The sequence below is a fragment of the Seohaeicola nanhaiensis genome, assembly GCF_042654245.1.
Taxonomy (GTDB): Bacteria; Pseudomonadota; Alphaproteobacteria; order Rhodobacterales; family Rhodobacteraceae; genus Seohaeicola_A; species Seohaeicola_A nanhaiensis.
In genome coordinates, this window is record NZ_JBHSGI010000026.1 from 80,383 (window position 1) to 102,760 (window position 22,378).

Below are 22,378 nucleotides of genomic sequence, written 5' to 3' on the forward strand. Positions count from 1 at the left end.
GTTCCCCGGTTGGGGCATTTTTCAATATTCTAACGTTCGTTAGAAAAAAAACAAGCAGAGAATGTACACTCTCCCAGAACGTGACTCGCGGTCAGTAAGACTTTGGAAGTCCAAGCGCTTTTTCCGCTATGAACGACAAAAGCATCTGTGGCGTCACCGGTACGATACGGAACAACAGTGCTTCCCGGACCAGCCGCTCCACGTGATATTCCTTGGCGTATCCGAATCCGCCAAAGGTGATCTGTGCGGCCTCGGTTGCCTCGACCGCGGCGTCGGCGGCCAAAAGCTTGGCTGCGTTCGCTTCGATGCCGCAAGGCTCTCCCGCATCGTAAAGGGCAGCGGCGTGCATCACCATGAGATTGGCCGATTCCACCCGCGCCCAAGCCTGAGCCAGCGGATGCTGAACGCCCTGATTCTGACCGATTGGCCGGTCGAAAACCACCCGTTCTTTGGCATATTGCGCTGCGCGTGCCAGAGCATTGCGGGCGATGCCGATACATTCGCCTGCCACCAGGATGCGTTCCGGGTTCAGCCCATGCAGGATTTGCCGGAAACCCTTGCCCTCTTCTCCGATCAGGTCTTCAGCCGGTATAGGCAGCCCGTCTATGAAAACCTCGTTCGAATCGACCGCCTTACGCCCCATCTTTTCGATCTCTCGCACATCAACGAAATCGCGGTTGAGATCGGTATAGAACAGGCTCAGCCCTTCGGTCGGGTTGATCACATCCTCAAGCCGCGTTGTTCTGGCCAAAAGTAACATTTTGTCCGCCACCTGCGCGGTCGAAATCCAGACCTTCTGCCCGTGCACTACATACCTATCTCCCTGTCGCACCGCCATGGTTTTCAGCTTGGTCGTATCCAGCCCGGTCGTCGGCTCGGTTACAGCGAAACAAGCTTTTTGATCGCCGGCGATCAGGGGGGGCAGCATACGCGCGCGCTGTTCATCGGTTCCGAACTTGACCACCGGGTTGAGCCCGAAAATGTTCATGTGGATGGCCGAGGCCCCGCTGGCGCCAGCCCCCGATTCGGCAATCGCCTGCATCATGATGGTCGCTTCGGTGATCCCTAGACCAGAACCGCCGACGTCTTCCGGCATGGCAATACCAAGCCAGCCACCATCTGCCATCGCCCTGTGCAATTCATGCGGGAAACCCCCGTTCCGATCCCGGTCCAGCCAGAAGTCGTCATCGAACTGCGCACATATACGCAGGATCTGATCTCGAATTTCCTTTTGATCACCCGTCATCCGAAATGTCATTGTGTCTCGCTCCCATCCAAACCTACAAACCCCGCCTCACACAGGGCAGTGATCCGGTCATCGGCATATCCAAGATTGCGCAGAATGCTTCGGCTGTCCGCGCCCGGCGGCCGCCCTAGCCAGCGCAACTCACCGGGGGTGGCGCTGAGATGCGGAATAGGTCCAATCACCTGCGTTTGCTCGCCCTCAACCGATACGATGTCGCCGCGATGACGTATCTGCTCATTCGTCATGATCTCCTCGACGCTCAGCACACGAGAGGCAACCGCATCATGGTGGGCAAACTCCGCCTCGACTTCCGCAAGCGTGTGTTGCGTGACGAAATCGTTTATGGCGTCGAAGACCACGGCCATATGCTGCGACATCTCGCCGAGAGTAGCGAACCGCGGATCATCGGCCAGCGCGTCTCCGCCGACCGCCCGCAACAGGCGTTGCGCTGTTTCTGCACTGCCAGCCGAAACGGTCACCCACACCCCATCAGAGGTTCGGAACATGCCCCCCGGCGCAAAATCCATCGGCTGGCGCAGCCCGTTGCGCCGCGGCGAGAGGTTCGCGCCCGTCAATGCGGGCACGGGATAGTCCATCAGTCGAAGCAGCGCCTCGAACACCGCAAGATCGACGACCTGACCACGCGCAATCCCTTTTTCCCGGGCAAACAGCGCGATCATGATCCCCAAAGCACCCATCAACCCTGTCGTGCTGTCGGCCGCTGGAAATCCGGGGTGCATCGGTGGCCCGTCCGCAAAACCAGTCAGATGGGCGAGACCACTCATCGCCTCTGCCGCGCGCCCGAAAGCGGGCACGTCCCGCATCGGGCCGCCCTGACCGTAACCCGAAACGCGCAGAATAACCAGATCCGGGTTCCACTCATGCAGAGTTTCGGGCCCGATACCCGCACGTTCAAGCACGCCTGGCCGGAAATTTTCAACAAGTACGTCGGCGCTTTCAACCAGTCTGCGCAGGATGTCCCGTCCTTCGCCCGACTTCCAGTCGAGGCTCAGAATCTTCTTGTTGCGGCCAAGCGTCTTCCACCAGACGCCGACCCCGTCCCCGGCCTTGGGCCCGAGGTCGCGCATCATGTCCGTTCGGTTGGGCGCCTCGATCTTGATGACGTCTGCCCCAAAATCAGAAAGCAGCGAGGTCGAGAGTGGTCCAGCAATAACATGACCGAGCTCGATGATTTTCAGCTGATGAAGTGGGGAGGTCATATGATCCCTTCGCTAATAATCTAACATCTGTTAGAATATTAGCGAAGATGCGGACCAAGTTCAAGCCGTGAGTGCGATTCAAATGGCTCGGGAAAGGGTCAATAATTGCTGTCTTTGGGAGTGGGCAAAAGCTGGAGGTCAAGCGGCCCGCTTTGAGACGCCTAGCCTTCCGTCAAGCACGGCGCCCCGAGTGACGGCAACCCGACGCGCGCCCCGCGGTGACCATCTCATGCGCCGTCGCTTGCCCGTGCGGGTGTTGCCGATGTCATCAACACAGCCTTCTGCCCGGGACGACGAAACTGCGAGGCCATTCCGGTGTCGATGGCCGTAGTCGACGAGCGCGTCGAAGTTGTTCGCAAGGTAGGAATAGATTTCCTGGCACCGAGCTCTGACGCGCTTGGGTCTGGGTGGTCGCGTTGAAGTCTTTTGACATGGAATTCCGGCATCGAACACGACGAGGCGTGCCTTTTTGGTCATGATATGTTCTCGTATTTTGCCCATGGGTTACCAAACGCGATAGCCCTGGGGTGACGGGGCTATGCGTGAATCTGGGTGATGGGATTTGAGGAGGCGGCGTATCGTGGCGGGTGTCTAGGCCAGCCAGAACCTCCAGAGGAGCGATACGCCTATGACAGATGATACCACGATCATCCCCTTCCGCCAGCCTGGTTCAATCATTGATCCGCTGATCAAGCGGCAGTTTGAAGTTGGCTGAGGCCGTCGCGGAACTCAACCCCTTGGATGATCTCGGGCAGGCGGTTTCGGCCGTCGAGTTTGCGCCATTTCTTCTGCGCCGACATCATCAGCTTGAAGGCCATGGCCAGACCGGTCTTTCGGCTGAGACACCCCTTGGTGCGTTTCGTTCGATGTCGGACGGTGGCGAAGGTGCTCTCGATCGGGTTTGACGTCCGGATGTGTTTCCATTGCTCGGCCGGATAGTCGTAGAAGGTCAGCAGCGCGTCCCGGTCCTTGACCAGCTTGTCCACCGCCTTGTCCCATTTCACCCCGTAGGTTTCGACGAAGAAATCGAAGGCGACGTTGGCTTTGGCCTTTGTCTCGGCCTGCCAGATGTCGTGCAGATGGCCCTTGGCCTTGGCTTGGCTGGATTTCGGCAGCGCGTTCAGCACGTTCATGGTTTTATGGACCCAACAGCGCTGTTCCCTGGTCGTGGCGAACACCTCGCGCAGGGCCGTCCAGAATCCGAGCGCGCCGTCACCGATGGCGAGTTTCGGGTCCTGTTTCAGGCCGCGGCGCTTGAGATCGAGAAGCACCTCACGCCAGCTCTGGGTGCTTTCGCGGAAGCCGTCGGTCATCGCCAGCAACTCCTTGCGGCCGTATTCGTCCGCCCCGACGATCACCAGAACACATTGTTTTTCCTCGGCCATGCGCGGTTTGAAGTAGACCCCGTCCGCCCAGATGTAGAGGAACCGCCGCGTGCCGAGGTCGCGTTTCTGCCAAGCCTCATAGTCGTGCCACCAGTCGGCCTTTAGCCGGGTGACGGTCTTGGCAGACAAGCCCTTGGCATTCGGGCCCAGCAGGGCCTCCAAAGCCTCGGTAAAGTCGCCTGTGGACACGCCCTTGAGATAAAGCCAAGGCAGCAGGTCCTCGACCGATTTCGCCTTGCGCAAATACCGCGGCAGGATGCTGGGCGTGAAAGTGACCTTGTCTTCGCCAGCACCCCGATCCCGCACGCGTGGCACCTTCACGGGCACCGGACCAATGCCGGTCATCACCTCGCGTTCGGGCAGATGACCGTGTCGGACCAGGCGTGCCCGCCCGTCCTCGAGCTTGTCCCCGGAGAAGGCGTTCATGAGCGCGGCCAGCTCGGCGTGGATCGCCTGTTCGATCAGCTTGCGCGCTCCATCGCGCAGAACGTCGCTGAACGGGTCGGAGCCAAATCCTGATGGATCGGGCAGTTCAGTGATGGTAGTCTCTGGCATGTGGCATATCCCTTTCTCGGCTGAGAATTGACGGCGTCTGAACACCGCCATGATATGCCGCCCCTCAGGGCATCACCAACTTTCGCGCGTTTCTCACGTCGTCAACGCGAGCTGCCACTGCCTGGAGACCCAGAACGGGAGTTTGTCCTCAGCATTGACACTGCTCACATCCCGAAAGTTCTGGGCCAAAAAACGCGCAGCTTCGAAGCGGTCATTTGTCATGCAAGTCGTGGCGGGGTCGGATCCGACCGAGGAGTTCTGTTCGCCTTTTCTGGTACATCGCGACGGAGAATGAGGGCAGAAGGGCTGCTTGCCCTCAAACGTCTCGGATACGAGGGCAAGGGCGAAATCAGTGTGATTTCTGATGGTGAGGACTGTCTGAAGCGATTGAAATCAGTACTTCCGCAGCCGGCCACGCACATCCTCGATTGGTTTCACATTGCCATGAAGCTGCGCCCCATTGAGCAGACTTCCAAGTGGTTGGCGCGCCGACTGCCGCCGGACGAGCAAGAGGAATTTCTTGAGGATATTGCAGCGGTGAGGTGGCGTCTTTGGAATGGTCATGTGTAACCGCCCCTTGCGCAAGTGGTATTTTCTAAGCTGGTCTTGGCGCGTCATCGGGTGCTGACATGTGTCCGGCCTCATGATGCGGCGTCTCACATGCCGCGGGCCCGTATGGTGTTCGAAGGTCGGGTCCAGATCAAAGCCGCGTGCTCGAAGGCACTCTGTTGCACACTGGTTCTCCCGATCCCATCTCACGACTATTGCGCCAAACTGCTCCTTGCCCTTTTCCGCTCCGACGTCCTCGCGACCGGCGGTCGGCTTATGCCGCCGCGGCCGTAGACTGGTAGACGCCGCCCCGGACCATCAAGGCCCAGACGATCCGCGCCATCTTGTTGGCCAACGCCACCCGCACCAGCATCGGCGGCTTGCGTGTCAGCATCCCGCCCAGCCAGGTACCATGCCGGGCCGAGGCATGGCTGTGCCGTTTGATGATGACGCTGTTATGCAGCAACATCGCCCGTTTCAAACGCCCCTTCGTATTGCCACCGTTGCGCAATTTCACCTAAGGATTCGAGCACTTGGCGAAGATCGTCACCTCGCTCAGCCAGACCATAGGTAACCGCGGGTGGGATCGTTTGGGTCTGATCGCGCCAGATCACTCCGGCCGCCTGCAACATTCGCAGCCGTTCCGTCAGCACCCGGGTTGAGATTCCCGGCACTGCCCGCCTCAGCGCCCCGAAACGTTGCGGCCCGCCATCGCTAAGGACCCAGAGAATATAGGTTGTCCACGGACCCATCAGCAGGCGCAGAATGGAGTCCATGGGACATGCGGGCGGTGTTTTCTGTTTCACTTTGAGGTTCTCCATGGATGGTTACTTTTCCGTGCCTACTTTTCCTTTTAAACCAAGACGCTTATTAACACTAAAGTGAAATGCAAAACCTGGCAAGGATAACCCATAGGGAAGAATGCCCGGGCAATTTATACAAAATGGAGGGCGTCTGGATGAGCGACAAATCTGCGAAAATTACTTACTGGGCTGCAACCGGGCTGGTTGCATTTGTCTATCTTGGCGCAGGGGCATTTTACATTTCCTCGCATGACATGGTTGTGGGAATGTATGAGGGCCTGTTGAAGTACCCAACCTACATAATTTGGCCGTTGGCCGTGCTGAAGGTCGTGGCGGCCGTAGTCATCCTTTGGCGCCCGTCGACGTTTCTGTCCGATTTCGCCTATGCGGCGATGTTCTGGCACCTGTTGCTGGCCGCCTCGGCGCATATGGCTGCGGCCGATTCTCCGAACTCGTTGCCGGCGATTGTTACCTTGATTGCGCTGATTGTGTCGTTCCTGACGCAAAACCGGGTGCGCGCAAAGAAATCACCCTACGGTGATATGCTGAAGAGCGCCGCTTAACCGGATTTTCCGGCGGCCACATGCCGGGCTGGCCATCACGCTCTGCCAGTAAAACAAGCGAAAGGACGCAGTACATGACTCGGATGCCGACGATGTTCATTCCACACGGTGGAGGCCCATGTTTCTTCATGGACTGGAACCCGCCGGAAACCTGGAACCGGCAGCGCGAGTTCCTTGCGGATTTACCGGCATCACTGCCGCAAGCCCCCAAGGCATTGCTGGTGATTTCGGGCCATTGGGAAGAGCCGCAGTTCACCGTGCAAAGAAACCCGGCCCCACCGCTGTTGTTCGATTATAACGGGTTTCCACCCCACACCTACGAACTGACCTGGCCCGCGCCCGGCGCTCCTGCGCTATCCGACAGGGTGCAGGCGCTGCTCGAGGCGGCCGGGTTTCCCTGCCCCGTTGATGAAGCGCGCGGTTACGATCACGGCGTGTTCATTCCGCTCAAGGTGGCCTTTCCGCAGGCCGACATTCCCTGTGTACAGCTGAGCCTGCGAAGTGATCTTGACCCGGCTGCGCATATTGCGGTCGGGCGGGCATTGGCACCGTTGCGAGATGAAGGTGTTCTGATCATCGGTTCGGGCAACACCTATCATAACATGCAAAAAATGATGCGCGCGATGCGGGGTGGCGCCGCCGATTTCGTGAACGGGCAGGAATTTGACCGCTGGCTAAGCGATGCGGCCACCCGCACCGATCCGGTAGAGCGTGATCGAATGCTGGCACAATGGGCCGCCGCTCCCGGTGCCCGCGATGCAAACCCGCGCGAGGAACATCTGATTCCGCTGCATGTGGTCGCGGGGGCAGCCCTTGCCGACAAAGGCGTGAAAACGTTGGAGGATCACGTGCTAGGCGCAGTCGAAAGCGCGTTTACTTTCGGCTGAGTCCCATCTGACGCTTGAACATCCAGATCCAACCCGAAAAATCAAGGAAAACCCAATGACAACCATTCAAAACGGCCCTTTCATCGTCACCGGTGCATCCGGCCAACTTGGCCGACAGGTCATCGCCAATCTGATTGCGGCCGGTGCCGGTCCGATCATCGCCGTTTCGCGTTCGCCGGAAAAGCTGGCCGATCTGGCTGACAAGGGAGTCGAGGCCCGCAAGGGTGACTTCAATGACCCCGCATCGCTGAGCGCGGCTTTTGCCGGTGGCAAGCGTCTGCTGATCATTTCGACCGACGATCTGGAACCAGGAAAGCGACTGGAAGCGCATAAACACGCCGTCGCAGCCGCGATGAAGGAAGGGATCACACATATCGTCTATACCTCGCTGACAAACCCGGTTGAGGAAAGCCCGATCACGTTCTCCAAGGATCACTGCGACACCGAAGCGCTGATTAAAGAAACCGGTGCCAGCTATACCATCCTGCGCAACAACCTTTACACCGATCTGGTGCTGATGGGTGGTGGCCAAAGCATTGGTATGGGGCAGCATTTCGCCGCTGCTGCTGAGGGGAAAACTGGCTATGTTACCCGCGCCGATTGCGCCCGCGCCGCCGCAGCGGCCCTGATGCAGGAAACCGGTTCAAGTGTTCTGGACATCACCGGCCCTGCGGCGCTTTCCCAAGGTGACATCGCGGCCATCCTGTCGGAAATCTCGGGCAAGGATATCCCCTATATCCCGATCTCAACCGACGATCTGGTTCAGGCCATGATCGGCGCTGGCTTGCCAGAGTTCATGGCAAAGGTTTTTGCGTCCTTCGACGAGGCGATGGCCAAGGACTATCTGAATGTTGCAACGGGTGATCTGGAAAAACTGACCGGACAAGCCGGCCAGTCGGCGCGTGACTTTTTGATTGCCAACAAGGCGGCTCTGTTGACCCCACCGGCGCATTAAGGAACCCATCATGAAGCTTTACAACGCCAATTTCTCGCCCAACGCCCTTCGGGTGCGGGCGGTTGCCCTGGAACTGGGGATCGACCTTGAGATCATCGAGGTCAACATACGCGGCGGCGACAACCGCAGCGTTGAATTCCTGGCAATGAACCCCAACGCCAAGGTCCCAGTGCTGGTGGACGGCGATTTCGTGGTCTGGGAATCGCGCGCCATCAATTCGTATCTGGCAAGCAAGAAACCCGAGCGCGGTCTTTATCCCGACGACCCAAAGGCCCGCGCAACGGTGGATCAGTGGCTTTACTGGCAGACGATACACCTTGGCCCGGCGATGCAGAAGCTGTCGTTCGAGCGGTTCCTGAAGGCGAAGTTCGGCATGGGAGAGCCGGATCAAAGCGTTGTCGACAGTGAGTTGAAAAATGTCGCTCAGTTTCTGGCCGTGCTGGAAATCGGCCTCGCGGGCAAGGACTGGATCGCGGGCGATCTGAGCGTCGCGGATTTTGCGCTGGCCTCGACATTCATGTATCGTGTGCAGTCTGAGATCTCGCTTGACGCTCTTCCGAATGTCGCGGCCTGGATCGAACGACTTGAGGCGCGCGCCTCGTGGAAGGATGCGTTTGCACCGGTTCTGGCCCTGTTTGGCGGCTAGAATTCACAAATATATGTGCGGGGGCGAGCCATTCGCCCCCGCCCTAAAGCCCGCCCTAAATAAGGCCACATCGTGCAAATTGGAATATACACATTCGCAGAGTAGGGTACTGGCCGGGACGGCAGTATCAGCCCTTCGCAAAGGCTGCGCAATCTGGTTGAGGAAATCGTGCTGGCGGATCAGGTCGGGTTGGATTGGTTCGGCGTCGGCGAACATCACCGCCCCGATTATGCGGTTTCAAATCCCGCGATGTCGCTGGCAGCGGCGGCTATACAAACCAAAAATATCCGCCTTTCCAGCGCCGTTACCGTGCTGAGTTCCGATGATCCGATCCGCGTCTTTCAACAGTTTTCGATTCTGGACAACCTGACCCAGGGGCGCGCCGAGATCATGGTCGGGCGCGGTGCCTTTATTGAATCCTTTCCGCTGTTTGGTCTTCCGTTGGATGATTACGACGGTCTTTTTGCTGAAAAACTTCAGCTATTGATGGCGGTGAACGAAGCTGAATACATAAGCCGGCCCCGCACGAAATATTTGCCTGCAATCGATCATCGGGGCGTCTATCCACGTCCCTATCAAGGCAAGCTGCCGATCTGGCTGGGCGTAGGCGGCACCCCGCAATCTGCGGTGCGGGCCGGAAAACTTGGCCTGCCCCTTGCGCTTGGCATAATTGGTGGGGAACCAGTGCGGTTTGCGCCTTTGTTCGATCTTTATCGCGCTGCCGCCAGCAAGGCGGGGCACGACCCGGCCAGCCTTGAAACCTCGCTGAATGTGCATGGGTTTGTGGCCGAAACCAGTCAAGCTGCCCGCGATATTTACAGTGACCCCCATAACGAGGTCATGACGCGACTTGGCGCAGAACGTGGATGGCCCCCGGCAACCCGTGATCAGTTTGATGCCATGAGCGGCCCCAGCGGCGCGTTGTTCGTGGGCGGACCCGCAGAGCTGACCGACAAGATCCTCGCCCATCATGAAATTTTCGGCTTTACCCGGATTACCATTCAGATGGCGATCGGGCAGCTCGACCACAAATCCTTGATGAACGCGATCGAGATTCTGGGAACTCGCGTCGCTCCGGATGTCCGCAAGGCTCTGGGGTCCTAACCATATAAGCCAAAAAGGGGGAGGGGGCAAAACATGGTGGTCAAGCGGCCCGCTTTGAAACGGTTAGCCTTCCATCAAGCACCGCAGCCCGCGCAACGGCAACGCGATGCGCGCCCTGCGGTGACCCTCTCATTCGGCGGCGTTTTCCCATGCGTGTGTTGCTGTCGCGTAGCCCTTAAATGGGCTCTGCCTCACTTTGTGTGGTGCAGTGACAGCATCCTGGCTCTGAACAACACCCGAACCGTCGCGGCCATACTTAGCCCGCTTGAGGGTCTTCAGGCGGTTGATCGGGCCGTCAGCCTGCCCGACACAACTCCCCCACCGGTCTCGGCGCATCAAACGCGACTTCGTTGCACGGGGCCCAACGCTTCTTCGTTTTCAAGATAATCCCCCTGATCTATTACCTTAAAGCATAGTTCCGCCACACAATTTGAGGATGACCCCATTTAGGGGCTACGCGACAGAAGGTGAAAGGCATCGTGCGCAGGACAGTGGGTGCAAGACGGCGTGACCCGGTCGCAATCAAGGCGCGGCGAGTCCAGCGTCATCCAGTTGTTCGGGATCGGGCAGATCGCGTAAGGTCTCCATCCCGAAGGCGGCCAGAAACTTCTCGGTGGTGACGAAGGTATAGGGCGCGCCACGGCGGGGTTCGCGGGGGCCGGTGCCGATCAGGTCGCGCTCAGCCAACCGGCCGATCAGGTCGCGGCTGATCTCTTTGCCGAAGATGTCCTTCAACCCGTCGCGGCTGATCGGCTGGTGAAACGCAATCGCCGCCAGCACGGCCAGATCATATTCTGACAGGTTCAGGGCTTGCCCCCCCAGATCTGTTGCGGCGCGGATCGCGGGGGCATAAGCGGGCTTGGTCCGCAGCGTCCAGCCTGAGCCGACCCGCGCCACCTCATAGGGGCGGCCCTCCAGATCCACTGCCAGATCCTCGATCAGGAGATCGACCGAGGCCCCCTGTCCCACCACTCTCTCCAGGTCATCGCGCGCCACCGGTGCCGCGCTGGCGAACAGCACCGCCTCGATCCGACGCATCCATTCCCGCCAGCGGAGATCGGCGGGCAGGTCAGCCAGATCCCGGTCAAGACCTGCCTCTTCGCGCAGCGCCATGTTCAGACCCCGTAAAGGCGGAATGTATCCCGCCCGGTCAGCTCGCGAATTGCACCGAGTTCCACCAGCCTTTCACAAAGCCTGCGCGCAGCGCGATCAGACATGAAGTCTAACGCAGAGGGGGCCAGGACATCGCGCGACAGGAACAGATCAACCGCCCGCGCAGCACCCCTTGCCCGAAGCTTTGGGACCACCGCCCGCAGCCTTGCCGCCGCCCTCACCAATTCTGCCGCCAACGGCACCGCTTGCCCTGCCCCCAACACCACCGCCCGATGGCAGGCCAGCCGCAACTTCTCCCCCCGCAACCGCAAATCGCGCGGTTTCAGCGCAAGGGCCAGCAGTGGCAGGATATGGGTCTGCCTCATGGATACAGCCAGCACGGCGTCTGCCAGGATCAGCGCCTCAGTCTCGGCCCGCGGATTGCCTTCCAGCACCGCCTCCAGCACGTTTGCCGCCCGCTCTACCGGCGTGCCTCCCGTGGCATCCAGACACATCCCAATCCGCTCGGGCGAAAGCCCTTCCAGCGCCTTAGCCAGATGTCCCACCGTTATCGGCCGCGCCACCGCAAGGCTCCATTGCCGCAAGACCCTGCCCGCCGGTCCCGGATCATCGCCCGCGCGGGTCATATGCACTGCATCCCGCAGTGCCCCCTGCCCCTCGCGCCGCCCGGAAAACCCCACACAGGCCTCCGCCGCCCGCAGCGCCAGCTGGTCGCGCCACAGCGCCAAGGGCAAGTCCTTTGCGGCCCCGACCGTCCCCAGATGTGCCAGCGTCGCCCCGGCCCGAAAAGCCGCCATTTCAGCGTTTTCCGCAAGGTTAAAGCCTATCCAGCCCGGCAGGGGCGGAATGGAGATTGGCTCGATACCAAGGACAGCGCGCGGTTTCCTCATGCCGCAAAGCTAAACTGCTACGGCGGTTAATGCCAGCGAAACCGGCAGGAACCGCCGCCATGTTGCCGCCGCCGTTATGTCCAATAAGTTTGCATTATCGGACGTAAAGGGATATGCTGCGGCACAGTCTCAAAATCAACGGTTTTTCGGGGGAAAGTGATGTCAAAACGCGAGACATCGATCTCAGCGTCTAGGGACAGGATCAAGATAACTCAGCACGACGAGAGCGCGCAAGAAAAAAGCGATGTCATTGCCCTGCCCGCGCACATGGCGGGCTCTGGCACCCTCGACCGGCTGGTCGATACCGCCCGCGATTACGCCCGCGCGGCGGCGTCCGACAACACGCTGAAAGCCTATGCCAAAGACTGGGCGCATTTCGCGCGCTGGTGCCGGATGAAGGGCGCGGAACCGCTGCCTCCGTCGCCTGAGATGATCGGTCTCTACCTCGCAGATCTGGCGTCTGGGTCGGCCCCCTCCCCTGCCCTATCCGTCTCGACAATCGACCGCCGCTTGTCCGGCCTTGCCTGGAACTACGCGCAGCGAGGTTTCACCCTCGATCGAAAGAACCGTCACATCGCCACGGTGCTGGCCGGGATCAAACGCAGGCACGCACGCCCACCGCTGCAGAAGGAGGCGATCCTGGCCGAGGATATTCTCGCGATGGTCGCCACCCTTCCTTTCGACCTGCGCGGGCTCAGGGATCGGGCGATCCTGCTCTTGGGCTATGCGGGCGGGCTGCGGCGATCCGAGATCGTCAGTCTCGACGTCCACAAGGACGACACCCCCGGCAGCGGCGGCTGGATCGAGATCTTCGACAAAGGCACCCTGCTCACCCTGAACGCCAAGACCGGCTGGCGCGAGGTCGAGATCGGGCGCGGCTCGTCAGATCAGACCTGTCCCGTCCATGCGCTGGAACAATGGCTGCACTTCTCTAAGATCGACTTCGGGCCGGTCTTCGTGCGCACCTCGCGCGACGGCAACCGCGCGTTGGAGGCGCGGCTTAATGACAAGCATGTTGCGCGACTTATCAAGCGCACCGTGCTCGACGCCGGTATCCGGTCAGACCTGCCCGAGAAAGAACGGCTGGCGCTGTTTTCGGGGCACAGCCTGCGTGCCGGCCTGGCCTCTTCGGCCGAGGTCGACGAACGCTATGTCCAGAAGCAGCTCGGCCACGCCTCGGCCGAGATGACCCGCCGCTATCAACGTCGCCGTGATCGGTTCCGGGTGAACCTGACCAAAGCGGCGGGGTTGTGACCCCCCTGCCATACCACAGGGCATTTAGCCTAGAACGGATTCTCCAACGCAGCACCGGTCGGCGCAAAGTCACTGATATTCCCGGTCACGACGATAGCGCCATGACGTAGCGCCGACGCGGCGATCATCAGATCAGCACCATTATGGCCGATCTCGGCTGAGAGCCGTCCCCAGATGCGTGCATCCTCGGCCTCAAAAGCGAGCAGCCGGTCCGAGAACAGCAAGGCCGTCCGATCGAGCCACGTGCGGAGATCGCTGGCAAACATAGGGTCCCGTGTCTCCTGCTGGCGAACGCCGCGCTCGATTTCGCCCAGCGTGATGACACTCAGAAAAAGGTCCTGCTCAGCCTTGCCGCGCAACCAGGCTGCCACTTGGGGAGCTCGGTCCGGGCGGCGCACGGCCGAGATGACGTTAGTGTCGAGAATGTACATCAGAAGCTTACATCACGCGGTGCGGCCGAGGCGCGAGTGATATCCCCACCGGGAAATGCCATCAGATGATCTGCAAAGCTCTCGCGCGCCTTCACCGCACCCTCCAGGAGCCGATGGTACTCATCTGAAGAAAGGACGACCACCGCTGGCTTGCCTCGGCGCGTCACCTCTTGCGGCGTGCCGGCAAGTGCTGCGTCAACAACCGCGCTGAACTTGTTTTTTGCATCCTGAACAGTCCACATCTTTTTCACCTAGCTAGCTATCTGTCTAGATAAGTGGCATCTCAACTTGCTCATGTCAAGACGCACCCAACCCAAAGGGTAGAGTAGTCAAAGTGGGTTGGGAAAACCAATCGGCCCGCATCCGCAGGCAAAGGGTCGTTTAGTAACGGTATATGAAATTGCAAACGGCCGATTTTCATGCCCCTGATAGGCTATGCGCGCGTATCCACAGAGGATCAGACCCCCCTGCCCCAGTCTGAGGCCCTGCAAACTGCAGGATGCGTCGAGATCTTCGAAGAACACGCCTCAGGCGGCAATCGTGCCCGGCCGGTGCTTGCCCGCTTGCTGGAGCGCACCCAAAGGGGCGATACGCTGGTCGTCGTGCGGATCGACCGTTTGGCGCGGTCGCTGTCGCATCTGCTGGAGGTGATCGAGCGGCTCGAGGCAAAGGGCGCCTTCTTCCGGTCGATCCAAGACCCGATCGACACAGCCAGTCCGCAGGGAAAGTTCACGCTGCAGGTTCTGGGTGCTGCGGCCGAGTTCGAACGCGCCCTGATCCGCGAGCGCACCAAGGCCGGGCTTGCCTCGGCCCGTAGCCAAGGGCGTGTGGGCGGCAACCCTGGTCTGCGCGCCAGGGATCCGGCGGCGCTGCGCAAGGTCCGGCTGGCCCGACAGGACGGCTATATGGAGCGAATGGGCGAGACGGCGCAGGACTGGGTGCCGCATGTCCGCCGGTTGCGCCCCGACATGGCCTGGGAAGACGTGTTGCGGATCGTCAACGGCCCCTTGCCCGAGGCGCGTCGCTGGACCCAAAGCCGCCTGCTACGCGCTGTGAAGGCCTATGTCCGCGACGGCTTCCTGCCCGAGACCGTTTTGGCCCGCGCCGGACGGCGCGAAACGGACGACCGCCTGCCTGCCATTATTGCAGGCATCAAGGGCGCAGATCCCGACATCACGCTTCAGGCTATCTGTGATCGGCTGGAGGCGATGCGCGAACGAACGCCCCGTGGGCGGACGAACTGGCAGCCGTCATCGGTCAAAATGCTCTTGGATCGGGCTGAGCGACTTGGGCAGATCTAATCGGCAACTAAGTTCCAGTCACGCCGCCCGTAGTCTGCCACGATTCGCAGATAAACCTCGCCGCGATCCCTAGGGGTAAACTGCGGCGACACCACAACATGTTCGATAGCGCCCCAGCGCGCATTGAGAATTATCTCTATTTATCCACTGCTTAAACTAATGCGCCACGTGCCAGCCCAATCCTTACTGAGGATCGCTCACTCCGCATAACAAAAAAATTGTTGTCTGGGGATAAGTTGCGTGTCATGAGTGCTCTAGTCGCAAGAATGCGAAAATCGCGCACTTTAGCGACGAAACGTAATCGACCCACCAAGAGGTCATGAGGGCAGCATGAACAGTAAGGCAGAATTCCCAGGCGCAAAATCAATTGCAGCTTCCATTTCTGCCAACGCTGCGCGTCTATCAGATGCCCTGAACCACCATATGCGCAACAGCTTTCAACCGGAAAGCAGAAAGACGCTGCGCAAGTTCCACCCTGCCGAAGTCTCCGAGTTGACAGGCATCAGCATGTCGAACCTCAGAACGCGCCATCAGGAAGGTGACTTTCCCGATGTCGAAACGGACTCTCGAGGCAGGCGTCTCTATTCCGCTGAAGAGATCGACCAAATCCGTCAAGTGATGGCGCGAACCGGTCGCAACGGCGAAGCGTATTTGCCGGGTCGGCGGGATGGTGATGCACTCCAAATCATCTCGATCGTCAATTTCAAAGGCGGCTCCAGCAAAACAACGACCGCGATCCACCTCGCCCAACGATACGCCCTCAGAGGCTATCGTGTGCTGGCCGTGGACATGGATCCCCAGGCCAGCCTGACGACAATGTTCGGATACCGACCAGAAATCGAATTTGCCGAAAGTGGTACGGTGTACGACGCCCTTAAATATGAAGATCCGGTGCCCCTGAGCCAGGTGGTGCGCAAGACATACTTTCACAACCTCGACCTCGCACCGGCCGGGTTATTGTTGTCAGAGTACGAAACCGAAACGGCCTACGCGCTTCAACACAAAGTCGATCCACCCTTCACACAACGTTTGGCGATTGCGCTCGACGAAATTGAAGCCAACTACGATTTGGTGATAATCGACTGCCCGCCGCAGTTAGGCTTCACTACAATGACTGCTTTGCTTGCGTCGACCGGTCTTCTGATCACTGTCGTCCCGAGCATGCTAGACGTTGCCTCAATGGCTCAATTCCTTGAGATGGCCGGAGAGACCGTCAGAACCTTGGAGGAAGCGACAGGGCCTATCGATTGGTCGTTCCTCAAGTACCTCGTCGCGAGGTTCGAACCGACCGACGTCCCTCAGTCGCAGATGGCGGGTTTCCTGAGGTCAATTTTGCTCGACCAGGTTCTCAACACACCCATGCTGAAATCCACCGCCATTTCAGACGCTGGGATGACGCAGCAGACAATCTATGAACTGGAACCTAGCCAAGTCGTCAAGAAGACCTTGGACAGGATCCTGGAAAGCGTGAACGGCGTCGCGGACGAGTTCGAAAAAACGATCCAGCAGGCTTGGGGAAGGACGGTCGCGTAATGGCACGTAGAAACCTATTCCAGCCGCCTCCCCCGCCGGATTCCACCGAGGACGCGGCAACTGGCGACCTGAAGCCTCGTTTCCCCAATACCGGCGCGATGAGCGGAGTGAAATCGACGCTGAAAGATCTCTCCAGCAATGCGGTACGGGAAATACCAGTCGATCTCATCGAGGAGGACGGGCCGAAAGACCGGCTTTCCTTCTCCGATGCCGACGTTGCTTCTCTTGCGGCGAGCATCAAGGAGCACGGGCAGCAGGTGCCCATCATGGTCCGTCCGCTCGCGGACAAACCTGGTCGCTACAAGATCGTTTACGGTCGTCGCCGGCTTCGTGCCCTTCAATCGATCGGAATGTCGGCCAGAGCCTTGGTGCGCACGCTGTCAGACGAGCAGGCGATCCTTGCCCAAGGCCAAGAAAACTCCCACCGATTGGACCCAAGCTTCATCGAAAAGGCCTTGTTCGCAGCGCAGCTAAGCGACAATGGCTATGATCAGCCAGTGATCCTCGACGCACTTGCCATCGACAAGCCAATGCTGTCGCGAATGACCAAGGTTGCCCGCACGATACCGGAGGCTGTGATACAGATGATCGGCTCGGCGCATGGGGTCGGACGCCGCCGTTGGGAGGATCTAGCCGACATGGCGAAGGGCAGCAACGCTGACCTAATTCGGGTGGTTTCCGATTTGGGTCTGGATAAGACCCCTACTTCAGACGACCGCTTTGCGCGTGTGAGCGACGCCATTTCCAGAATTGGCAAGGCCGTTGGCGCCACGAAGCCCGCCGCGCACATGATCGTCTCGAGCGACGGCAAGACGCTGGCCGAGGTCAAGGATAGCCCGCGCGCTTTGACAGTGAAGATGTCCAAGGTTGATACCCCGGAATTCGCTCAATGGATGCGAGACAACGCGGAAGTTGAGTTGAAACGTCTCTATGAGGCGTGGAAGTCGGACCAGCAATCCGACTGACAGACAGGCGAGCAGAGCAACAAAAAAGGAGCACGAGAAACAGCCAGAAAAGAAAGAGCCCCCCAAGGTCTTCCCCGGAGAGCCCAATCTGTTCTTAGCACCCTCAGATTTACCAGCTTCTCCGTAGCAGTCAACAACAACCGAATCGGTTGAACGGTGATCTGTTGCCTTTTCTCAAGAAATCGAGGGATCTGGGCCTTTCCCGACAGGTTGTCGTGAAAAAATCATGGCATTTATTCAGGCATCCGCCTCCGTAGGAGAGCGGTCAGGAAGACTGTTGTCCGCGGACAACCACCGACCTGAACGTCACATCATCATCGACACACTGCGCCAGGCTGCTCCTTTGATGGGCCTAAAAGCACCTGTCATTGCGACGCTCGATGCGATGCTATCGTGCCTTCCGCCGACAAGGCAGCACAATACCGTCTTCGCATCAAATGCCACGCTAGCGTTTCGCCGAAACGGAATCTCCGACCGAACAATTAGGCGTCATGCCGCCATTCTCCAAGAACTCGGACTCCTTGTTCGCCGGGACAGCTCAAATCGAAAAAGGTTCAGCCGACAAAACGTGACCGAAGGTACTGCGCTTAGATTCGGGTTCGACCTCACTCCCTTGTTCCAGCGCATCGCAGAACTTGCTGAGCTTGCTGCCCAGGCCGTTCGCGAGAACGATCAAATTGCCTACCTAAAGGCAAAAATTCGAGCCGCAGCAAACGCCATCCTACAGGCCGAGCCCGACAGCATTGATGCGACAATGGCTATACGCGCCCTTCGCAGAAATCTTTCACTGGATGATTGCTACAACCTTCTAGGTAGCCTCGATTTCGAAGCCGTAGAAGCCGAACAGCCTTGTGACAAAACCGACGCCAAACAAGAAAAAATGTCCGGCAACGACGGACAAAATGTCCGGCATCATCATAACTCAAATAAAGAACATATTGATTTTAAGGAACGGCACCAATCCAAGGCTCATCCTTCAGATCAGCAACCCATCCACCTTAGCGTTCCAGAAATCCTAAGCGCCTGCCCCGAAGCAGCACAGTTTTCCCTTACCCCGGTGAAAACAATGGCCGACGTAGTTTCCCACGCTCGATCCCTAGCACCAATGCTAGGGATCGATTCCAGAAACTACCAAGATGCCCAAGAAAATCTTGGCATTGAAGGAACTGCGTTGACCGTTTGGGCAATCATGCAGTTCCACGAACAGATCCAAAAGGTTGGTGCCTATTTTCGTTCGATAACGTCAGGAAAAAAGAGCCCTGACTTCGTTCCTGAACAGCTTATACGACGACTCTCTCGGACACAGCCGCAGCCAATCTAGAACAAAAGTCCCAGTGACGCACACAACCTGCTTTCCCTATGGCTCTATTGCTCAACGGGTCATTTGTCCGCGGACAATTGCTGTCGAGGGAGAGGGTGGATGTGAATGGAGTGACGGGAAGTGAGATCGGGAGAGTGGCTTCCGACGCCCGTCGTGGAGAAGATCTGATGACCAAAGCTGTCCAGAAAATCACCCTGTCCCCTTCACGGGATATCCCTTTCGACAAGCTGGTGCTGAGCCAGTCCAATGTGCGGCGCATTAAGGCTGGCGTGTCCGTCGAGGAACTGGCCGAAGACATCGCCCGCCGAGGTCTGTTGCAGAGCCTGAGCGTGCGGCCCGTATTGGCTGACGATGGCACCGAGACCGGCAAGTTCGAGATCCCGGCCGGTGGACGGCGGTTCCAGGCATTGTCCCTGCTGGTGAAGCAGAAGCGTTTGGCTAAGATCACGCCCATTCCCTGCATCGTGCGGGATGCAGCGTCCGAGATCCTCGCCGAGGACGATTCTTTGGCCGAAAACATGCAGCGCGTCGCGCTGCACCCGCTCGATCAGTTCCGCGCGTTTGTGGCGCTGCGGGACAAGGGCCAGAGCGATGCAGAGATTGCTGCGGCCTTCTTCGTGACGCCGCAGATCGTGAAGCAGCGCCTGAAACTCGCCTCCGTCGCCCCTGCCCTGCTTGAGATCTATGCCGAGGATGGCATGACGCTGGAGCAGCTCATGGCCTTCACCGTGAACCCCGATCACGCGCGTCAGGTTCAGGTCTGGGATGTGATCCATTCATCCTGGAACAAGGAGCCATTCCAAATCCGGCGCATGCTGACCGAGACCTCGGTCCGGGCGTCCGACCGGCGTGCGATCTTTGTGGGTGTTGAGGCCTATGAAGCGGCGGGCGGCACGATGCTGCATGACCTGTTCCAAGGCGATGATGGCGGTTGGCTCGAAGACCCTGCCCTGCTCGATCGGCTGGTGACGGACAAACTCAAGGCCGAGGCTGAGACGGTTGCGGCTGAGGGCTGGAAGTGGATCGAGGTCGCGCTTGACCTGCCCTATGGCTACAGCCACGGTCTGCGGTCCCTGTCCGGCGATCCGGCACCGATGACGGATGACGAAGGTGCGGCCCATGCCAAGCTGCTCGCCGAGTATCGGGCGCTGGAAGAGGAATACGCGGGTCAGGATGAAATCCCCGACGAGGTCGACACGCGGCTTGGCTTTTTGGAAGCGGAGATGGAAAAGATCGAGACCCGGCCATTGATCTTCGATCCCTTGGAAATCGGACGGGCAGGGGCGTTCGTCACGCTCGACCGCTACGGCGCGCTGGCAGTTTATCGCGGCTATGTGCGCCCAGAGGATGAGCCCGTTGAGGAGACCGCGGTCCAGGATGGTACTGATCCTGCGGTGGCGGGGCAGGGGGCTGATCGTGATCTCACCGATGGCCATGCCAGTGCCGCTCATGGCGGAACCGTCATCATGTCGGGTGGCCAGCCGATCGGAGCTGACTTGCCGGAGGATGAGGATGACGGGGCGCTGAAGCCACTGCCCGAGCGGTTGGTCATGGAGTTGACGGCCCACCGGACGCTGGCGCTGCGTGAAGCGATCGGGCGCTCGCCGGATGTGGCGCTGACGCTGCTGCTGCTGAAGCTCGTCACGGACACCTTCCGCACCTCCTCTGCTTCGGGAAGCTGTCTCGAAGCCTCGGTGCGTCACGTCTACATGTCGGCGCAGGCGCCCGATCTCAAGGACAGCGTGGTGGCCAAGCTGGTCGACGAGCGTCACGCGGAATGGGAAGCCGATCTGCCGCTTGGCGACGATGCAGCGCTCTGGGACTATCTGACGGTCCTCGACCAAGGCAGTCGGCTGGCCTTGCTGGCGCATTGCCTCAGCTTCGGCGTCAACGCGCTGCATGAAAAGGTGAACCCCTATGGGGCAGGCATCTCTGCAGGCGGTCTGACCCGGCGGATGGCGCATTCCGATCTCGTGGCGCGCGCGACAGGTCTCGATATGGTCGAGGCGGGATGGGAGCCGACGGTCGACACCTTTCTCAACCGCGTGCCCAAGGCCCGCATCCTCGAGGCCGTGCGCGAGGCCAAAGGGGAGGGGACTGCCCAGCTCCTCGATCACCTGAAGAAAGGCGAGATGGCCAGTGAGGCCGAGCGATTGCTGAAGGGCAGCGGCTGGTTGCCCGAAGTCCTGCGCCGTGTCGATCTCGTGGCGCTGGACGGTGAGGACTGTGCCGAAGGGCAGGGGGCGGATGCCGAAGTTGCTGACAGCGTCAGTGAAGCTGACCTTCCTGCATTCCTGACGGATGACCTGCCTGCTGAAAGCGCGTCGATGCTGGCCGCGGAATAACGTGATCCAGCGGGGGGCGGAGATTCCGCCCCCAATCACCCTATAGTGTAACAATATCAATAAGATGAATGCGATTACTCGCATTCAGAATGAGGAATCATGTCTGCAACAACCATCATCGACACCGCACCCCTCGGGGCGCTCATTCGCTACACTGACGGCAGCCCCAAGCCACCGGCACGCTTCACCAAGAAGCTGGCGGCCTGGGAGCGTTCGAACGGTGTCGGCCGCCTTGTAAAAAAGGAGCCACCCCGGCCTTACGCGACCTGGACTGCTCCCGCGTCGTTCACGCTGCATGAAGGCAACTTCGCTTCGGACGGGGTGATCCTCGTCACCATCATGCGCAGCCATTCCGCTGACAGCGCCCTCGTCTTCGAGGTGGCCGAGGAGCCGAAGCCCGGGCAGGTGCGCGTGCTTCTGGACTTCGGCGGCAACACGGAGCTGCTGCATCTAGCGGAGTCCGTCACTGCGGCCGAGCTTTGGATCGCCAAAGAAGGATACCGCAACGCGCGGCTTGAAATCGTCGGCGATGAAGAGGGCGAAAGGGCAGGGGGCGCGGACCTGGCCGCCTGAGCCCAACTGAAACCGAGGGCCCGCCTCAGCGCGGGCCTCTCACCGACCACACCCTCGTCCCGCTATGACGCGGGGCGCCAAAGGAACCATCCCCAAGGAAGGACGTCTTCAACCAAGATCTAGGCCGGAAGGCTGGCGGCGTTCCAAACATCAGCGGGACAACCGGCTCCTGACGTTGGGGGACCATCCCCCGCTCGCCATTCCCTTCCTTGCCCCGAATCCTGTCTTCGAGATCAACCCGCGAGGGGTCGGACTACGGGCGAGCCCGTGCCGCCGGGTGGATTCGGACGAGCCGAACGCACCCGGTGATGTCAGCCAGTCTTCGGGCCTGCGGGGTCCTGTCGCGCGGGGGATGGTCCTCCGCCTCCAAGCAGGAGCCAAACAGATGTCCCGTAAAGATGCACACGCCTTCGCCGCCTCCCTCGCCGCCACGCTCATGGTCTCGATCGTTGTCTTCCAGGCAGGTGATGGAACCTTCGGCGCTGTCCCCGCCGATGAAATCGACGGAGACGAGGTCCTGATCGTGGGAGAGCACGATCCCTTCGGGTGAGGCTTCGGCCTCACTTCCTGAGGGCCCAGGCGTGGCACAGGTGTGCCTCTGGGCCTATCACCGACAAAGAGATCGGCGTTGCCGACCTGAGGAACGCCGGTCCGCGGCCCTGAGCAGATCGTGGTGCGCAAGGGTTGGGCGGGGAGCGGACATGCGCAGTTGCGGCGAAGCCATCAAGGACTATCAGCA

22 protein-coding genes and 2 pseudogenes are annotated in these 22,378 nt (G+C 59.7%); 14 read left to right on the top strand and 10 right to left on the bottom strand.

The features are described from left to right. Window positions 1-91: 91 nt before the first annotated feature. The 4 genes and pseudogenes from ACFO5X_RS18580 to ACFO5X_RS18595 form a co-directional block, all read right to left on the bottom strand. On the bottom strand, window positions 92-1,258 hold the full coding sequence (locus ACFO5X_RS18580) for an acyl-CoA dehydrogenase family protein (protein ID WP_068242655.1): 1,167 nt from the start codon (window positions 1,256-1,258) through the stop codon (window positions 92-94). Further along, a complete protein-coding gene (locus tag ACFO5X_RS18585) occupies window positions 1,255-2,466 on the bottom strand; it encodes a CaiB/BaiF CoA transferase family protein (protein ID WP_380719759.1) in 1,212 nt (403 codons plus the stop codon). The genes ACFO5X_RS18580 and ACFO5X_RS18585 overlap by 4 nt, the downstream gene beginning before the upstream one ends. A 138-nt stretch (window positions 2,467-2,604) precedes the next feature. Further along, window positions 2,605-2,862: pseudogene (locus ACFO5X_RS18590) on the bottom strand (ISKra4 family transposase); the annotation flags it as partial. A 293-nt stretch (window positions 2,863-3,155) separates the two neighbouring features. Beyond that, complete coding sequence (locus tag ACFO5X_RS18595; protein WP_380719762.1) at window positions 3,156-4,406, bottom strand: IS256 family transposase; 1,251 nt, start codon at window positions 4,404-4,406, stop codon at window positions 3,156-3,158. A 291-nt stretch (window positions 4,407-4,697) separates the two neighbouring features. On the opposite strand from ACFO5X_RS18595, the gene ACFO5X_RS18600 reads away from it, so the two are divergent. Continuing rightward, the gene (locus ACFO5X_RS18600) at window positions 4,698-4,976 is read left to right on the top strand and encodes a hypothetical protein (RefSeq protein WP_380719765.1); all 279 of its coding nucleotides are present in this window, start codon (window positions 4,698-4,700) and stop codon (window positions 4,974-4,976) included. 253 nt (window positions 4,977-5,229) lie between these two features. Here ACFO5X_RS18600 and ACFO5X_RS18605 read toward each other — a convergent pair. Together ACFO5X_RS18605 and ACFO5X_RS18610 are read right to left on the bottom strand one after the other, a co-directional pair. Continuing rightward, window positions 5,230-5,469 (bottom strand): annotated as a pseudogene (locus ACFO5X_RS18605) (IS110 family transposase); the annotation flags it as partial. Beyond that, the gene (locus ACFO5X_RS18610; RefSeq protein WP_380719768.1) at window positions 5,411-5,776 is read right to left on the bottom strand and encodes a winged helix-turn-helix transcriptional regulator; all 366 of its coding nucleotides are present in this window, start codon (window positions 5,774-5,776) and stop codon (window positions 5,411-5,413) included. The pseudogene ACFO5X_RS18605 and the gene ACFO5X_RS18610, both read right to left, overlap by 59 nt. A 137-nt stretch (window positions 5,777-5,913) precedes the next feature. On the opposite strand from ACFO5X_RS18610, the gene ACFO5X_RS18615 reads away from it, so the two are divergent. The 5 genes from ACFO5X_RS18615 to ACFO5X_RS18635 all read left to right on the top strand — a co-directional run bounded on the left by ACFO5X_RS18615 (window position 5,914) and on the right by ACFO5X_RS18635 (window position 9,913). Beyond that, window positions 5,914-6,321, top strand: a complete 408-nt coding sequence (locus ACFO5X_RS18615) for a DoxX family protein (protein WP_380719771.1) — start codon at window positions 5,914-5,916, stop codon at window positions 6,319-6,321. Between the two features lie 74 nt (window positions 6,322-6,395). Next, window positions 6,396-7,208: a DODA-type extradiol aromatic ring-opening family dioxygenase gene (locus ACFO5X_RS18620; protein ID WP_380719774.1), complete on the top strand. Its 813-nt coding sequence runs from the start codon at window positions 6,396-6,398 to the stop codon at window positions 7,206-7,208. Between the two features lie 55 nt (window positions 7,209-7,263). Next, window positions 7,264-8,163 carry an SDR family oxidoreductase gene (locus ACFO5X_RS18625; protein ID WP_380719777.1) on the top strand — a complete coding sequence of 300 codons (900 nt, stop codon included), beginning with the start codon at window positions 7,264-7,266 and terminating at the stop codon, window positions 8,161-8,163. A 10-nt stretch (window positions 8,164-8,173) separates the two neighbouring features. Next, window positions 8,174-8,809: a glutathione S-transferase family protein gene (locus ACFO5X_RS18630; protein WP_380719780.1), complete on the top strand. Its 636-nt coding sequence runs from the start codon at window positions 8,174-8,176 to the stop codon at window positions 8,807-8,809. 126 nt (window positions 8,810-8,935) lie between these two features. Continuing rightward, window positions 8,936-9,913: an LLM class flavin-dependent oxidoreductase gene (locus ACFO5X_RS18635; RefSeq protein ID WP_380719849.1), complete on the top strand. Its 978-nt coding sequence runs from the start codon at window positions 8,936-8,938 to the stop codon at window positions 9,911-9,913. Between the two features lie 522 nt (window positions 9,914-10,435). On the opposite strand, the gene scpB is transcribed toward ACFO5X_RS18635, so the two are convergent. Both scpB and ACFO5X_RS18645 read right to left on the bottom strand, forming a co-directional pair. Beyond that, window positions 10,436-11,026, bottom strand: coding sequence for an SMC-Scp complex subunit ScpB (gene scpB, locus ACFO5X_RS18640; protein ID WP_380719783.1), 591 nt, complete (start codon window positions 11,024-11,026; stop codon window positions 10,436-10,438). Window positions 11,027-11,028: 2 nt separating this feature from the next. Continuing rightward, window positions 11,029-11,916: a DUF1403 family protein gene (locus ACFO5X_RS18645; RefSeq protein ID WP_380719786.1), complete on the bottom strand. Its 888-nt coding sequence runs from the start codon at window positions 11,914-11,916 to the stop codon at window positions 11,029-11,031. Between the two features lie 159 nt (window positions 11,917-12,075). On the opposite strand from ACFO5X_RS18645, the gene ACFO5X_RS18650 reads away from it, so the two are divergent. Further along, the gene (locus ACFO5X_RS18650; protein WP_380719789.1) at window positions 12,076-13,170 is read left to right on the top strand and encodes a tyrosine-type recombinase/integrase; all 1,095 of its coding nucleotides are present in this window, start codon (window positions 12,076-12,078) and stop codon (window positions 13,168-13,170) included. Window positions 13,171-13,199: 29 nt separating this feature from the next. Here ACFO5X_RS18650 and ACFO5X_RS18655 read toward each other — a convergent pair whose 3' ends face one another. Both ACFO5X_RS18655 and ACFO5X_RS18660 read right to left on the bottom strand, forming a co-directional pair. Then, window positions 13,200-13,601, bottom strand: a complete 402-nt coding sequence (locus ACFO5X_RS18655; protein ID WP_380719791.1) for a type II toxin-antitoxin system VapC family toxin — start codon at window positions 13,599-13,601, stop codon at window positions 13,200-13,202. Beyond that, entirely contained in the window at window positions 13,601-13,843 is a 243-nt protein-coding gene (locus ACFO5X_RS18660; protein ID WP_380719793.1) for a type II toxin-antitoxin system Phd/YefM family antitoxin, read from the bottom strand. Before ACFO5X_RS18660 ends, ACFO5X_RS18655 begins: the two co-directional genes overlap by 1 nt. A gap of 177 nt (window positions 13,844-14,020) precedes the next feature. Between ACFO5X_RS18660 and ACFO5X_RS18665 the strand changes: the two genes are divergently transcribed. The 7 genes from ACFO5X_RS18665 (at window position 14,021) to ACFO5X_RS18695 (ending at window position 22,189) form a co-directional block, all read left to right on the top strand. After that, on the top strand, window positions 14,021-14,902 hold the full coding sequence (locus tag ACFO5X_RS18665; RefSeq protein WP_380719795.1) for a recombinase family protein: 882 nt from the start codon (window positions 14,021-14,023) through the stop codon (window positions 14,900-14,902). A gap of 330 nt (window positions 14,903-15,232) precedes the next feature. Continuing rightward, window positions 15,233-16,435, top strand: a complete 1,203-nt coding sequence (gene repA, locus ACFO5X_RS18670; protein WP_380719797.1) for a plasmid partitioning protein RepA — start codon at window positions 15,233-15,235, stop codon at window positions 16,433-16,435. Beyond that, window positions 16,435-17,400 (top strand): plasmid partitioning protein RepB, encoded by a 966-nt coding sequence (gene repB / locus ACFO5X_RS18675; protein ID WP_380719799.1) that lies wholly within the window; start codon window positions 16,435-16,437, stop codon window positions 17,398-17,400. The genes repA and repB overlap by 1 nt, the downstream gene beginning before the upstream one ends. A gap of 226 nt (window positions 17,401-17,626) precedes the next feature. Further along, window positions 17,627-18,721 (top strand): plasmid replication protein RepC, encoded by a 1,095-nt coding sequence (gene repC / locus ACFO5X_RS18680; protein ID WP_380719801.1) that lies wholly within the window; start codon window positions 17,627-17,629, stop codon window positions 18,719-18,721. A gap of 167 nt (window positions 18,722-18,888) precedes the next feature. Next, complete coding sequence (locus tag ACFO5X_RS18685) at window positions 18,889-21,066, top strand: ParB/RepB/Spo0J family partition protein (RefSeq protein ID WP_380719851.1); 2,178 nt, start codon at window positions 18,889-18,891, stop codon at window positions 21,064-21,066. A 99-nt stretch (window positions 21,067-21,165) separates the two neighbouring features. Continuing rightward, window positions 21,166-21,639: a hypothetical protein gene (locus ACFO5X_RS18690; RefSeq protein ID WP_274576178.1), complete on the top strand. Its 474-nt coding sequence runs from the start codon at window positions 21,166-21,168 to the stop codon at window positions 21,637-21,639. Between the two features lie 385 nt (window positions 21,640-22,024). Then, window positions 22,025-22,189 carry a hypothetical protein gene (locus tag ACFO5X_RS18695; protein WP_380719803.1) on the top strand — a complete coding sequence of 55 codons (165 nt, stop codon included), beginning with the start codon at window positions 22,025-22,027 and terminating at the stop codon, window positions 22,187-22,189. Window positions 22,190-22,378 lie beyond the last annotated feature (189 nt).